Annotated in this window: 11 protein-coding genes; 8 read left to right on the top strand and 3 right to left on the bottom strand. The window is 38.2% G+C overall.

All coding sequences use genetic code 11. The annotated features are described in order from the left end of the window. The first annotated feature begins 182 nt into the window (after positions 1-182). The 5 genes from ABJH98_RS05830 (at position 183) to ABJH98_RS05850 (ending at position 9201) form a co-directional block, all read left to right on the top strand. Positions 183-914, top strand: coding sequence for a hypothetical protein (locus ABJH98_RS05830; protein WP_348306696.1), 732 nt, complete (start codon positions 183-185; stop codon positions 912-914). Then, positions 911-3676, top strand: a complete 2766-nt coding sequence (locus ABJH98_RS05835) for a carboxypeptidase-like regulatory domain-containing protein (protein WP_348306697.1) — start codon at positions 911-913, stop codon at positions 3674-3676. Before ABJH98_RS05830 ends, ABJH98_RS05835 begins: the two co-directional genes overlap by 4 nt. A 3-nt stretch (positions 3677-3679) precedes the next feature. Next, positions 3680-4849, top strand: a complete 1170-nt coding sequence (locus ABJH98_RS05840; protein ID WP_348306698.1) for a DUF4249 domain-containing protein — start codon at positions 3680-3682, stop codon at positions 4847-4849. Next, positions 4849-7056, top strand: a complete 2208-nt coding sequence (locus ABJH98_RS05845) for a hypothetical protein (RefSeq protein WP_348306699.1) — start codon at positions 4849-4851, stop codon at positions 7054-7056. The genes ABJH98_RS05840 and ABJH98_RS05845 overlap by 1 nt, the downstream gene beginning before the upstream one ends. Before the next feature lie 114 nt (positions 7057-7170). Then, positions 7171-9201, top strand: a complete 2031-nt coding sequence (locus tag ABJH98_RS05850; RefSeq protein ID WP_348306700.1) for an NADPH-dependent 2,4-dienoyl-CoA reductase — start codon at positions 7171-7173, stop codon at positions 9199-9201. Between the two features lie 3 nt (positions 9202-9204). Here ABJH98_RS05850 and ABJH98_RS05855 read toward each other — a convergent pair whose 3' ends face one another. Next, a complete protein-coding gene (locus ABJH98_RS05855) occupies positions 9205-9870 on the bottom strand; it encodes a hypothetical protein (protein WP_348306701.1) in 666 nt (221 codons plus the stop codon). 175 nt (positions 9871-10045) lie between these two features. Between ABJH98_RS05855 and ABJH98_RS05860 the strand changes: the two genes are divergently transcribed. After that, positions 10046-11296, top strand: a complete 1251-nt coding sequence (locus ABJH98_RS05860) for a competence/damage-inducible protein A (RefSeq protein ID WP_348306702.1) — start codon at positions 10046-10048, stop codon at positions 11294-11296. A gap of 61 nt (positions 11297-11357) precedes the next feature. After that, complete coding sequence (locus ABJH98_RS05865) at positions 11358-12680, top strand: dihydrolipoamide acetyltransferase family protein (protein ID WP_348306703.1); 1323 nt, start codon at positions 11358-11360, stop codon at positions 12678-12680. A 68-nt stretch (positions 12681-12748) separates the two neighbouring features. Here the strand turns inward: ABJH98_RS05865 and ABJH98_RS05870 are convergent, their stop codons facing one another. Then, on the bottom strand, positions 12749-13156 hold the full coding sequence (locus tag ABJH98_RS05870; RefSeq protein WP_348306704.1) for a DUF1987 domain-containing protein: 408 nt from the start codon (positions 13154-13156) through the stop codon (positions 12749-12751). Between the two features lie 332 nt (positions 13157-13488). Here ABJH98_RS05870 and miaA point away from each other — a divergent pair, with 332 nt between their 5' ends. Continuing rightward, positions 13489-14409 carry a tRNA (adenosine(37)-N6)-dimethylallyltransferase MiaA gene (gene miaA, locus ABJH98_RS05875; RefSeq protein WP_348306705.1) on the top strand — a complete coding sequence of 307 codons (921 nt, stop codon included), beginning with the start codon at positions 13489-13491 and terminating at the stop codon, positions 14407-14409. On the opposite strand, the gene ABJH98_RS05880 is transcribed toward miaA, so the two are convergent. After that, the gene (locus ABJH98_RS05880; RefSeq protein WP_348306706.1) at positions 14399-14872 is read right to left on the bottom strand and encodes a C40 family peptidase; all 474 of its coding nucleotides are present in this window, start codon (positions 14870-14872) and stop codon (positions 14399-14401) included. The genes miaA and ABJH98_RS05880 overlap by 11 nt on opposite strands. Between the last annotated feature and the right edge of the window lie 51 nt (positions 14873-14923).

Below are 14923 nucleotides of genomic sequence, written 5' to 3' on the forward strand. Positions count from 1 at the left end.
TTGAATAGAATACCTAATATGCAACTCTTTTATTTATGTGTAATAAAAGAGCATTTGTCTAATCCTTAACTAAAGCGTCTCAATTTTTTAAAACTTGAGATATACATTGTTTATTGTGAGATTTACCCCCCATTCTTACAAACCATTGTTTAGAATTTAGCTTATCAATAAAAAGATAAAAGTTGGTCTTAATTAAGTACTTAATATTCTTAATCCTCTGGGTTTCGAGTCTAGGGAGTTTGTCAGCGCAGTATGATACCAAAGGACTTGACCTTGATGGTGATTTATCAGCTTGGTATGACGAAGCTGTCGGATATAAAAATGTTCCGATCCTTGAAGGATCGTATTATCCACTCGACTATTTAGCCTTAAAAAAAGGACCTTATTTTATCAGTTCAAAATGGCAGCAAGGTCATCTGAAATATTCAGGCGAGACCTACGATTCAGTCTATTTGCTTTACCATGTGCACAAGGATGTATTAATCATTAGAAATATTGCTTTGCAAAACGTATCAATAGAACCCACTCTTCTCAACCTTGATAAGGTAGAAGCTTTTACAATTCAAGAGCATCAATTCGTTCACCTTAAGGACTCAGTTTTGCCTTCTCATGGCTCAGGATTTTATGAGCTTTATTATGACGGACAGACAATCAATTTTTATATCAAGAGAGTTAAAAATGAATACGTAAGAGGAGAGGGTATTGAATTTTTGAATGAAGATTTATACTTTCTATACGATGGGGAAGAATACATACGATTTAAAGGTGTAAAATCAGTGTATAAGCGATTTCCAAACATAAAAAGCAAGTTGAAAGCTTATAAAAAGCCGCATTTTGCAAATTTCAAACGGGGAGAAGATAGTGGAATGCGAAAGTGGTTGAGTTATGGAGATCATTTACTGACTGAAAAATGAAAAATTTACTCCTAATTTCATGTTTCGTATTTAGTGCGCTCCAGGCTGTACAGGCTCAACTAGAATTAAATTCTGATTCAACCCAGCTGATTCCCATTCGAGAAGCTATAGCTACAATTGAAAAATCTGAAAATGTCTGGTTCAATTTTAGGAACGAATGGTTGGATGATTATAAGGTAGATCCACTAGTGCTTGAAGCCAAAGGATTAGAAGCTAAATTGGAGTTGCTTTTGGAATCTACCACCATGGATTACTATCTCATGGGTAAGCGAGTAATTCTTTTAAACAATACTTCATTAGTAGACACTCCAGCTATTGCGCAGTTTTTTGATCAAGAAGAAGTAGTAGAAGACACGGAGGTTATTTTCGCACAAGACCTGCATGCTCGAGATCAGTCTGAAGAAGAAATACTTCGCACCATCGGAGTTAGAAATCGGTATGTCAAAGGTCGAAAAAGTACGATTGCTGGATATGTAAAGGACATTCAGACAGGAGATCCAGTTGAAGGGGCGTTTATATACATTCAAAATCCCTATATCGGTACTTCCACAGATGCTACTGGTTTTTATTCTTTAGCGATTCCAAATGGCAAACATCATTTGTTTATTCAATCAGTCAATATGAAAAATACACATCGACAATTGAGAGTGTATTCGGATGGAAAGTTGAATATAGACTTGGAAGTAGATGTCATTGCTCTCAATGCAGTTGAAGTCAATGCCAACAGAGAGGTTAACGTTCAAAGCCCTCAAATGGGATTGACTAAAATAAATCCTGAGGAAATGAAGGTGGTTCCCGCTCTGCTAGGGGAAAAGGATCTTATTCGAGTTTCTACCACTACAGCTGGCGTACAGTACCTTGGTGAAGGTTCTGCGGGTATCAATATCAGAGGAGGAAAGGCGGATCAAAATTTATTCTTACTGGATGGAACACCTATTTACAACACGAATCATTTTTTCGGCTTCTTCTCCGTATTCAATAGCGATGCCCTATCAGGAATGGAGTTGTACAAAAGCGGGATTCCTTCGGAATATGGAGGACGGTTATCTTCCGTTTTTGATGTAAAAACTAAAGACCTAGATTCAAGAAAATTCTCTGGATCTGGTGGTATAGGACCGGTTACTTCACGACTAACTTTGGAAGCACCTATTGGTGAAAATGGGCCTTCGCTGATGATTGGAGGCAGGGCGACATATTCGGATTATGTGTTGAAAAAAATCACTGATTCTCCATTGAAAAATAACGAGGCCGCATTTTATGATTTGGTCGGAAAATTGGAATATCAAATAGGTGATAAGGATGAGATTTCACTTTCTGGGTATTATAGTTTTGATAAATTTCAATTGTCATCCGACACCTTATTGTCATACACCGACTTTTCTTATTCCAATAAAGTAGCTTCTTTCAATTGGAAGCATGTTTTTAATGAAAACTGGCAAAGTAATTTTCATGCAGGTTTAACAGACTATGACTATGACATTGGTTATGACGTATTGCCCACTCAGTCATTTCGAATTGATTTTGGAGTGAAGGAGCGCTTAGTTTCGGCTCAATTTGATCGCTACATTTCAGAAAAATTGAATGTGAAATTTGGAGCTGAGGCCAAAGTTATTCATGTCCAACCTGGAGATAAAAACCCTACAGGTGATGGCTCTCTGGTATTGTCGGATGCTCTGAGTGAAGAGCATGGCAGAGAAACAGCCTTGTTCATGTCTGCCAGATTTATCCCTACAGATAAATTTACCATTGATGCTGGGCTGAGGTATAGTATGTACACGGCTATAGGCCCAGGTACAGTCAGACAGTATGCCGAAAATTCGCCTAAAGATCTAAATTATGTAATCGGTGAAAAGGATTATGCCAACGGCGAAAGAATCGCAACTTATCATGGTGCTGAACCAAGAATTTCAGGAAAATACTCATTGAATGAATCTAGCTCAATAAAAGCCAGCTACGGTAGAACGAGACAGAATGTGCATCTCTTGCTCAACGCTGCTTCTGTAGCACCAACTGATATCTGGAGACTATCTGGTGCTCATATTAAACCCCAAATCGCAGATCAGTGGGCTTTAGGATTTTATAAAAATATCTATGGCAAGCATACCATTGAGTTGTCTGCTGAGTCGTATTACAAGAGAATTCAAAACCTGGTAGATTTCAAAGTGGGAGCAGACTTGCAATTCAATCAGGCCATTGAGACAGACTTGTTGCAGGGACCCGGAAAATCTTATGGACTGGAGTTATCTGTAAAAAAGTCTTCTGGTTGGTTAACGGGTTGGATCAATTACACCTATTCGCGATCGCTAATTCAATTGGATGGTGCATTTACGGATGAAGTAATTAATGGAGGTGAATTTTTCCCGACAGGATATGATAAACCTCATTATCTGAATACAGTTACTAACTATAAATTTTCCAGAAGATTTACAGTCACACTCAGTGCGGTGTATGCGACAGGTGTACCCGTAACATACCCCGTTGGGAAATGGGATTTCAAGGGCTCAGAAAACTTGATTTATTCTGACAGAAATGCCTTTCGGATTCCTAATTATTTCCGATTGGATTTAGGTGTCAATATTGAAGGGAGTCACAAAATCAAAAAGTTGGCGCATTCATCTTGGAACTTTTCTATATACAACTTGATGGGCCGTGACAATGTTTATACCGTGTTTTTTAGGGTAGAAGAGGGAGAAGTAAAAGGCTATAAGATGAGTGTTTTTTCGAATCCAATACCTACTATCACTTATAATTTTTCTTTTTAATACATGAAAGCAGGCCAAATCTTATTGTTGTTACTCACTGGAATGCTGGGATGCGTCGAGCCCTATGACTTTCAGGTAGATGAAACGGTGGAGGTTATGATTATAGAGGCTGAGTTTTCAAACGAACCAACCAATCATCAGGTGAGAATGTCAACTTCAAGGGCTTTGGATCAATTAGAGTCAGTGCCTTTATCTGATGCAACAGTTTGGTTGACAGAAGATGGAAATAAACAAATTGATTTTACTGAAATTGAAAACGGAGTCTATGAAACGCTACCTACCATTGCTGGCAAAGTTGGTAGCTCCTATGTCCTAGAAGTTAGGTTGAAGGATGGTACAGCTTATCAATCTTCAGCTCAAATTTTGAACAATCCCGTTGAGATAGATAGTGTCTATGGTCGATATTTAGAATTGCCTTCTGAAGAGTCAGGTGAGTTAGATACGGGTGTACAATTTTTTGTGGATACACATGATGAGAAAACTGAAGCTTCCTTTTTCAGGTACGAATATGTCGAAGATTATATCATAAGAGCGCGATATCCTTCTAGGTTTGAGTGGGATACCGAAACACAAACCTACTATTCTAGAGAGGAGGATATAAGCACCTGTTATGGGCAGAATCAATCGCTGGGATTGATGATCGCTACCACAAGTGGTCTTTCTGAAAATCAATTAAATGAATTTCCAATTTTGATGGTTAGTAGACAGGATCCACAGCTTATTTATGAATATTCGATTTTATTAAAACAGCATAGTATAAGTCCTAGTGGTTATCAATATTATAAAAAGCTGAAAGAAAATAACGAGTCGGCAGGGAGTTTCTTTGATAAGCAAAAAGGGAATATTGCTGGAAATATATCAAATGTGAATAATTCAAGTGAGGTAGTTTTTGGTTTTTTTGAGGTGTCAGGAGTAAGCTCAAAACTTACTTTTTTTACTTCTGAAAAATTTGAGGATGAAGGTTATTTGGCTGAAGGTAGATATAGTCAAAATTGTGCTGCAGATATTGTGTTAGATACATTAGCAATTTCTGATTTGAATAATATTGTTATGTCCGGACGTAATATTTATGATTTTCCATTTATGCCTCCTGGATTAGTGGTCATTGCTACAGTGTCTTGTAGTGACTGTAGAGTATATGCGGATAATATTAAACCTGATTATTGGGATTGATGATGAGAATAGCTAGTACAACTTTATTGCTTTTTCTTTCCTGTGTTATTTACGGGCAATCAAATATTCGGGAGTCTGTATTTACCCATCTAAGTGGTAATGATTTTATAGTCGGAGAGACTATTTTTTTTAGTCCTTATGTCTATAGTGAACAAACTGGCAAATGGTCTGATTTGAGTAAATTATTGTATGTTGAATTACTTAAATCTAGTGGGGAATCTGTGTATCAAACTAAAATCCTATTGGAAGGAGGCAGAGGTGAAGGAGAGTACTTTATACCAACAGATTTAGAAACTGGCACTTATCATTTGGTAGCCTACACGCGATGGATGAAGAATTTTGAAAGCTTTTCTGAACAGTCCATAAGAATTATTAACCCATACCTAGCTCAGAAATTCCCAAAAGCACCAGAAACAAAATTTAGTGTTAGTTTTTCAGTAGAAGGAGGAAAAATGCTACAGGACAAGAAAAACAGAGTGGTTCTACGAGTAGCAGATCAGTATGGAACTGGAATTTCTGTCAAGGGAAAAATAACCTCAAAATCGGATGGTGAAGCAATTGAAGTCTTAACAGATAGATTTGGCTTCTTTGGGTTTGACTTCACTCCAAGTCCAAATAGTAACTATCATTTCATTCTGGAATCAGAAGATAAATTTGAGTTTTTTGATTTACCAATGGCGGTTAATGAAGGCCTTAGTTTGAAAGTCATAGATACAGGTGGGGCATTTGTTTATAAAATAATTGGAGCATCTGCAGATAACTATACGCAAGGGGAATTGAGCATTTCAGGAAAGAATGAAAAGGACGTAGTTCAGGTGATGGCAGCAAATACGGCTTTTTCAATTCAAAAAAGATCTCTTCCTGAAGGTTTGATTTATGCTTCATTCAGTATTGATAATGTCATCGAAACTGATAGAATAATATGGAATGGTGCCTGGCCAAATACTTCCTCAAAGTATCTGGGGAGTTTCGATACACTGTCGAGAATTGGAGTAATTTTTGAAATTCCAGATTCTTGCATTTTATCAGTTGCCATAGAAATGGTGAATGAAAAGAATACTGTAGAAAGTTTCAGAACCAATATGGAGTGGAAAAGTCAGCTAAGTATTTGGTTGCCAAATGAGTTTTACAACGCTGCCTCAAGGACTCAGCTGGATGATATGCTTATTGCCAATTCGAGGTTAGTGAAAAAAGAAAATCTTGATAATGTGAAATATTTACCGGAGTATAGATCTGGACTGGTACAAGGAAGCGTATTTGATAGCCTAAATCAACGAGTCCCTGACGAGCCAATAACCTTGGCGGTATCAGGAGCCAATAGACAATTGGGGTCGACTAGAACAAATGAATCAGGGAATTTCGTCATACCTTATGATCCCAAAAGCCAATTAGACATGGCTACAATACAGACTTTTGGTGAAAAAAGTAACATAACAATTGACATCGAGCCTGAGTTTTATCCAAAATTTAGTCCTTTCAAGGATCGACCCATCATATTTGATTCTTTGCTTGTATCTGAGTCGATAAAAAGAAGCATTCAAAATCAAATTTACAATGCTTATAGTGATACTTTGGAAGCAATTTCTTGGCCAAGTCAACCAGAACAGTTTTATGGGATCAAATCGTATCGGTTGGATGATTTTACAAGATTTACTACTATTCGCGATACATTCATAGAGCTAATTGCGGAAGTAGGTGTAAGCAAAAAAGAAGACAACTATGAATTCAAAATGCGGACTCAGGAATCCAGTAAAAAATTGTTTGTAGAAAGCCCAACCCTGCTGCTATTGGATGGAGGATTTGTAGAAGCGGAAGATCTAATGAAATTATCCCCTTATGTGGTTGATCGAATTGAAGTTTTAAACAGAACATATTATTTTGGAAATACCATTTTTGATGGCATTGTATCGGTAGTCACTTTCAAAGGAGATCGCGGAGAGATAGAGCCTCAAGGAAAAAAGGTCAATTTTTCACCTGTTCAAGTGACTAACGCAAGCAAACAAAGATTTAATACAAATAGCCAAGGGAAGAGAAAGCCTGATTTTCAAGATTTGCTGCTATGGAATTCCGGGATTCAGCATGCAGGTGGAAATTTTGAAATTAACAGCCGTACTTCCGAAGTCACAGGTTTGTTTGAAATACGTGTAGAAGGATTAACTACTGAGGGAAAGCCAATCAGTCGAATGGCATATTTTCATGTAAAGTAGTTTTGCTTTGGTTATTCAATAAAAGTATGCATGCATAATAAATTGACAATCCCTTCATCAAGTCGATAATATCTATTAAAATTAAGGTTAGGCAATTAACCCAATAGATAAATTATGGCGCACGCTAAGTATCCGCATTTATTTGAACCTCTTGATTTAGGATTTACTACCTTAAAAAACAGAGCTTTGATGGGCTCCATGCATACCGGCCTTGAAGAAACTAAAAATGGTTTTGAACGCATGGCTACCTATTTTGGCGATCGAGCCAAAGGTGGCGTAGGGCTGATTGTAACGGGCGGAGTTTCGCCGAATCGTCAAGGTTGGGTAGCGCCTTTTTCGGCCAGAATGACTAAAACTATTCATGCCAAAAAACATAGAATTGTTACGGAGCGAGTTCATGAACATGGAGGTAAAATTTGTATGCAAATCCTTCATTCAGGACGGTATGGGTACCATCCTTTAAACGTTGGCCCATCTGCTATAAAATCTCCTATTACTCCATTCAAACCTTTTGCCTTATCCGAACGGGGAATTCGAAATACGATCAGTGATTTTGCTCGATGTGCGGCATTGGCTAAAGAGGCTGGATATGATGGAGTAGAAGTGATGGGATCTGAAGGTTATCTTATCAATCAATTCATTGCTCAACACACCAATAAACGAACTGATCGATGGGGAGGAAGTTATGAAAATAGAATGCGTTTTCCCATTGAGATAGTTAAGGCTGTTCGTCAAGCCGTAGGCGAAGATTTCATTATTATTTACAGATTATCTATGCTGGATTTGATCCCTCAAGGAAGCGAATGGTCTGAAGTGGTACAGCTCGCCAAAGAAATTGAAAAAGCTGGAGCAACTATTATTAATACTGGAATTGGCTGGCATGAAGCACGAATTCCAACTATTGCTACGATGGTGCCGAGGGGGGCATTTACTTGGGTGACCAAAAAAATGAAAGGTGAAGTGAACATTCCATTGATCACAACCAACAGAATCAATAAACCCGACGTGGCAGAAAATATCTTGGCCAATGGTGACGCTGATATGGTGTCTATGGCTCGCCCGTTTTTAGCAGATGCTGACTTAATGATTAAATCCGAGCAAGGGAGAGAGGATGAAATAAATACTTGCATTGGATGCAATCAAGCTTGCTTAGATCATGTGTTTAAAAATAAACTATCTACTTGTCTGGTCAATCCAAGAGCTTGTAAGGAAACGGAGTTGAATTATTTACCTGCTGCCCATAAAAAGAAAGTAGCAGTAATAGGTGCAGGTCCAGCTGGATTGGCGTATGCTACGGTGGCAGCGGAAAGGGGCCATTCGGTCACTTTATTTGATGCTGCTGGTGAGATTGGTGGTCAATTCAATATGGCGAAGAAAATTCCAGGTAAAGAGGAATTTTATGAAACACTAAGATATTTCAATAAACGCATTGAACTCACGGGTGTTGATCTGAATTTGAATACAAAAGTAGATGCAGAGAAGCTTGCAGAAGGTGAATATGAGGAGGTGATTGTAGCAACAGGAGTCAATCCTAGAAATCCCGGAATAGACGGACAAGACCACGCAAAGGTATTGTCATACATTGATGTGTTAAAACATGAAAAACCAGTTGGGAGTAAGGTGGCTATTATTGGAGCAGGAGGTATTGGATTTGATGTTGCCGAATTTTTGAGTCAAGAAGGTGAAAGTCCAAGTTTGAATATCGAAGACTTTATGCATGAATGGGGGGTAGATGTCAAAAACGAAAAACGTGGAGGTTTGGTAGAGCCTGAGATGCCCAAGGCTAAAAGAGAGATTGTTATGCTGCAGCGTTCAGAAGGGAAAATGGGTGCTAGATTGGGTAAAACTACCGGATGGATTCACAGAACTACCCTTAAGCATAAAGCCGTGAAAATGATTACGAATGTATCTTATGACAAAATTGATGATGAAGGTTTACATATCACTTTAAAGGGAAAAGAAAAACAAGTGCTCGACGTAGATCATGTCATTCTTTGCGCAGGACAACTACCCGAAGATTCATTGGTAGCCACATTGGAGCAAAAAGGATTCAAGGTCACTAAAATTGGAGGTGCAGATGTAGCTGCAGAACTAGATGCAAAACGAGCCATTGATCAGGCCAGTCGATTAGCGGCTGACTTGTAAGGTTTATTTGTCTCTTACGATATATTTCTGTTTCGAAACTTTTTTGCTCAGTTTCTTGGCAAATTTTTCTATCGATTTTTCAATTTCACTCGGATCCACTCGCATGATGACATCATCAGTCATCAATTGTTTGTCTTCTCCAATGTGATATATATCAGATTGAATTTCTACCCTTGTTGAAGATACCGTGTCAAAGTAGTTGCCATATGCATAATCACCCCAGGAATAGGTCTCGCCTCCGCTCATTACGACACCGCTACTATTGGCCGAGGTAAATCCAGCACCCGTGTATTGAGATCGTTGATTGTACGAATAGCTGTTCTCTTCCTTACTATCTACTAATCGAATCACTAACACCCCATCAGCTTCATGTTTTTTACAAACTGCTATTACTTCTTCTTTAGTTAATTTCTTTGAACTAGCTAATCTGGTCGAATGACTACTCTTCGTGGATATTCCATAGTCGCCTAGATCATAGCCCAATTCATCTTCAAGTGTAGTCCTGTTTTCTTTTTCCCGAACCAAAACAATAACAAGTAATTTGTTGATTTTTAATTCAGTAGGAGGATCCTTTTTGATGACTTCTAGTGCTGTGTTATTGGCACGTGCCACGAAAGAACTATAGATAAATAAAAAGAATAATAAAAAGGTGTATTTCGCACGCATCATTAATGTCAATTCAATTAAGCCTCAATAATAGCAAATGAAGGTCACTCCATTGTTAAAAATATCAAATTATAAGAACTAAAGCGTAAATAAGTAGTATTCAATAGATGAATAAAAATTACAGGTTTATTTTTCTTCTATTCCTCTTATATTCGAAAGTCTATTTATTGAAAAAAGTATGAAAGAGATTTTTGCAGAAGTACTCACTATAGGTGATGAAATATTATACGGTCAAATTTTAGATACAAATTCAAAATGGATCAGTAGGGAACTGGATGATATTGGAATCAAAGTAAGAAGAAAAACTTCTATCGGGGATAAAAAATCGGAAATCACAAATGCGCTAGATGAATCTCTCAATAGGTCTGATATTATTCTAATCACAGGAGGATTAGGCCCTACTAAAGATGATATCACCAAAAAAACATTGGCAGAATATTTCAACATGGAACTTGAACTAAACCCAAGTGCACTAGAAGATGTAGAAGATATATTTCGACGGTTTGGTAAAGAGCTAACTGAAATAAACCGTCAGCAAGCCTATTTGCCAGAAGGGTCAAGGAAGATAAAAAATGAAAGAGGAACTGCGCCTGGGATGTGGTTTGAGAAAGGTAAAAAGGTTGTTGTTTCCATGCCAGGCGTGCCATTTGAAATGGAGGCCATGATGTCCAAAACCATTTTGCCTAGACTTAAAAAGGAATTTCCACTTCCTACAATTGTGCATAAAGTGATCAAGACGATTGGAATTGGAGAGTCTTGGTTAGCAGAAGAAATTAGTGACTGGGAAGACAATTTGCCTGATCATTTGGGACTGGCCTATTTGCCAGGCAAAGGACAAGTGAGATTGAGATTGACCGGTGTTGGAGAAAATCGAGAGGAGTTAGAAGCTGAGATGGACAATCAAATAGAAGAAGTACTGCCATTGATTAAGAAATATGTGTTTGGATTTGGGGATATCCAAATCGAAGATGCGGTCGGGGAAATGCTCAAATCTCGCGAACTAAAAATTGCCACGGCAGAAAGTTGTACCGGTGGATTTTTAGCTCATCGATTGACAGCTGTTCCAGGAAGCTCAGAGTATTATTGGGGGTCTGTTATTTCTTATCATAATGACATTAAAAAGGAGACACTAAAAGTCAGTGAAAAGACGCTCGAAACGTATGGCGCGGTGAGTGAAGAAACAGCGACTGAAATGGCCAAAGGTATCCGTAAAAAATTCAAAACAGACATAGGAATTTCCACTACAGGCATTGCTGGACCTGATGGAGGTACAGAAGAAAAACCTGTGGGAACGGTTTGGATGGCAATTTCCTTTGGGAATAATGTATTTACTCGAAAAATTCAGTTACCCGGAACGAGGATTCTCAATATAGAATATACAGCGATTTACGCCCTTAATTTCCTACGTCAAACCCTTGATAAACCGTGATTTTTAGCTGTAAATCAAGTAACTTAGCCACTTATTAGACCCGAAACTGTAATAAAATATTATGGCCTTAGTAGAAATGGTAATGCCCAAAATGGGTGAAAGTATAATGGAAGGCACCATCCTTTCGTGGCTTAAAAAAGTAGGAGATACGATCGAGCAAGATGAGTCTGTTTTAGAAGTGGCTACTGACAAAGTAGACACAGAAGTACCATCTACACATGCTGGTGTATTAAAAGAAATCTTAGCAAATGAAGGTGATGTGGTTGAAGTAGGAAAACCGATTGCGGTAATAGCTACTGATGGTGCAGATGTACCAGCTCCCTCTAGGCCAGAACCTGAAGTAGTTGAGAAAGCCGAAGCTTTAGTAGCAGAAGCAGTCGAAGCGCACTCAGCCAGTGCTAGTGCTGCTGCGCCAGTGTTAGAAAAACCTACATCTGGGAGATTCTACTCTCCTTTAGTTTTGAATATTGCAAGGGAAGAGTCTATACCGATGACCGAACTTGAATCTTTGCCTGGCACGGGTAAAGAAGGCCGAGTAACCAAGAAAGATATATTGGCTTATGTGAAAACCAGAAAGTCAAACGGTGCTCCTGTTCCGGCTGAAGCTCCAACAGCTTCTAATGGCGTTGCACCTGCTAAAGCAGCCTCTCAGCCTGTGGCAGTTTCTTTCTCAGGCGAGGATGAAATAATTGAAATGGATCGTATGCGGAAGATGATTGCCGAACGTATGGTGTCATCTAAACAAACTTCTCCACACGTAACTTCATTTGTAGAAGCTGATGTAACTGAAGTAGTGAAATGGAGAGGTAAGCACAAAAAAGCATTTATGGAGAAAGAAGGTCAAGCCCTGACTTTTACACCGATTTTCATTGAAGCTGTGGTGAATGCAATTAAAGATTATCCGATGATCAACGTCCAAGTAGATGGCAACAAAATCATCAAAAAAGGCTCAATCAATGTAGGAATGGCAGTTGCATTGCCATCTGGAAACTTGATTGTACCCGTTATTCACAATGCAGATCAATTGAGTTTGAAAGGAATCGCACTTAAGGTGAATGATTTAGCTCGAAGAGGTAGAGATAATAAACTGAAGCCAGATGATCTGAGTGGTGGAACCTATACCGTTTCGAACGTAGGCTCTTTTGGGAATGTCATGGGCACGCCAATTATTATGCAACCTCAGGTTGGAATTTTGGCTCTTGGAGCCATCGTGAAGAAACCAAGCGTGATTGAGACACCACAGGGTGATTTGATTGGCATCCGACACAAAATGTTCTTGTCACACTCTTATGATCACCGAGTAGTTGATGGTGCATTGGGTGGAATGTTCGTAAGAAGAGTAGCTGATTATCTGGAGAAATTTGATCCGAATCGAACGATCTAAGAAATGTTAAAACAAAAAAGAGGCAATCATTTGATTGCCTCTTTTTTTAGTTCCTTTTGTTTGAATGTTTAATCAAACTGCGTTTCTACATAATTAAATTCTATACCAAGTAGGTCGGCATAATCTTCTCCTGCTTCAAGCATATCTTCGTCATCTTCTTCATAGTACCAATTGATCGATAAGTCAAATCCACTTTCTTTGACTATATTCAGTTTCCTGAAAATATCGAATAGACATTTAGAAGAACTGGTGTTGAAATATTCAAATTTGAAATTTGCTATCAAATTTTTCTTGCCTGTACGTCCAAATTCTTCAAGATCACGAATCAAGCCGCTATAAAACTGTATTGAGTTTTCTGGGCTGGATTTGCCTCTAAGTTCAAGTAATCCACGATTGGGATCAAAATATATTAGGGGTGTAATTCTGGTTGGCCTAACAATCAATTTTTCCATAAATCCTCCATCTTCTTTTCTCACAAACGGAATAGCTGGTTTTATTACCGTCCGATTTGTCGATTAAGTTGCTTATTATCATTTGAGGTTTGGGTATAGACAAGGAGGGCTGACATTTTAGTCAGTATTCAACCTTTTCACATAGTACAAATATTTTTCTCCGTCTGCTGCTTGACTGATAATAACTTTTTGTACAAAGCATACCTAAATAACCTATCGGCTAATATATTCTTTTAGGTTTAAATTATGAATATAAAATTGAATTTGTTTGATTATGATTTGCATTGATCTTGCAATCTTTAAAAGAGATATTCAATGAATTCTATTTCATGAATGGTCGCTTAAACTATCTTTGAATGATGAGTGAGAAAAATCTTTTGGTTGTAGTAGTTGGAGCTACGGCAGTAGGAAAAACAGCGGTTACAATTGCATTAGCTGAACATTTCAAAGGAGAGATTTTGTCTTCTGATTCCAGACAATTTTATAAAGAAATGGACATTGGAACCGCAAAACCGAGTCAAGAAGAATTGGCTCAAATCCCACATCATTTTGTGAATTCTCATTCGATCAATCAAGACTACGATGCTGGTGCTTTTTCTACAGATGCAGAGGTACTATTACATAGCCTATTTCAAACAAATGAAGTGCAATTTATGGTCGGTGGATCGGGACTTTATGTGCGTGCTTTTTGTGAAGGGCTAGACGAAATGCCCGAGACTGATCTATCCTTGAGAGAAACACTCAATAAAGAACTTGAAGAAAAAGGTTTGGATGCACTGTTGGATGAATTGAAGGAGAGTGACCCCATCTATTACGAACAAGTAGATAGAAAAAACCCTCAACGGGTGGTAAGGGGATTGGAAGTAACTCGTTCCACTGGTTTACCTTATTCTCAATTTCGACAGGGAGGCAAAAGGAAGGAGCATCCATTCAAAATATTAAAGATTGGATTAGACATGGATCGTTCGAAACTCTATGATCGAATAGATAGAAGAATGGATTTAATGATCGAACAGGGCTTATTTGAAGAGGCCAAAAATTTATATCCAAATCGATCAAACAATGCGCTCCAGACGGTAGGGTACAAGGAAATTTTTGATTTTTTGGACGGGCATTATGATAAAGAAGAAGCTGTAAGATTGCTCAAAAGGAACTCGAGAAGATACGCCAAGCGCCAAATGACCTGGTTCAAAAAGGATGAAGAAGTCCATTGGTTTAAACCTGATCAACTAGATCAAATGATTCAGTTAATTCAAGAGGTAAAACCTAATGAATAACCCTTCTGAATGCCTTTACATTTTTTTTATAATAGTCTGCATTTAGATCCGAGACAATAACACCTCGTGAAGTAGAAGCATGAATAAAATATATACCGTCTTTAGAGACTGACGTAATCATCCCACTGTGATACCATTTTTCTCTTTTAGCTTTGAATTTGAAGAATACGATATCGCCTTGTCTGATTCCGCCCCATCCTACTTTTTTGCCATATTTTGATTGTGATTTAGCAGTTCGAGGTATTTTATACCCAGCACTGGCATAAGAGTTTTGCATGAGCGCTGAGCAGTCGATACCAGATTGAGAATTGCCTCCATATTTGTAGGGAGTGCCCGAGTAGGTGTAGGCAACGTCTATTACTTTCTGAATGTCCTGGGCTCTTTTTCTTTTCTTCTTCTGAGCTAAGGCGCTTCCTCCAAATAGGAGAAGCGATATCAGAAGTATCCAGCTTGCTTTTTGCATATTTTAATTTTAATTCCAGTCAACCAGTAATAATGCCAAATTTATGAACCT

Origin of the sequence: Reichenbachiella sp. (assembly GCF_039969095.1) — a bacterium.
Classification (GTDB): domain Bacteria; phylum Bacteroidota; class Bacteroidia; order Cytophagales; family Cyclobacteriaceae; genus Reichenbachiella.

What these genes read in the sequence shown, in the direction of transcription:
- miaA (WP_348306705.1), top strand. Translation starts at nt 13,489, where the DNA reads ATGATGAGTGAGAAAAATCTTTTGGTTGTAGTAGTTGGAGCTACGGCA.
- ABJH98_RS05850 (WP_348306700.1), top strand. Translation starts at nt 7,171, where the DNA reads ATGGCGCACGCTAAGTATCCGCATTTATTTGAACCTCTTGATTTAGGA.
- ABJH98_RS05880 (WP_348306706.1), bottom strand. Translation starts at nt 14,872, where the DNA reads ATGCAAAAAGCAAGCTGGATACTTCTGATATCGCTTCTCCTATTTGGA.
- ABJH98_RS05860 (WP_348306702.1), top strand. Translation starts at nt 10,046, where the DNA reads ATGAAAGAGATTTTTGCAGAAGTACTCACTATAGGTGATGAAATATTA.
- ABJH98_RS05840 (WP_348306698.1), top strand. Translation starts at nt 3,680, where the DNA reads ATGAAAGCAGGCCAAATCTTATTGTTGTTACTCACTGGAATGCTGGGA.
- ABJH98_RS05865 (WP_348306703.1), top strand. Translation starts at nt 11,358, where the DNA reads ATGGCCTTAGTAGAAATGGTAATGCCCAAAATGGGTGAAAGTATAATG.
- ABJH98_RS05855 (WP_348306701.1), bottom strand. Translation starts at nt 9,870, where the DNA reads ATGATGCGTGCGAAATACACCTTTTTATTATTCTTTTTATTTATCTAT.
- ABJH98_RS05835 (WP_348306697.1), top strand. Translation starts at nt 911, where the DNA reads ATGAAAAATTTACTCCTAATTTCATGTTTCGTATTTAGTGCGCTCCAG.
- ABJH98_RS05845 (WP_348306699.1), top strand. Translation starts at nt 4,849, where the DNA reads ATGATGAGAATAGCTAGTACAACTTTATTGCTTTTTCTTTCCTGTGTT.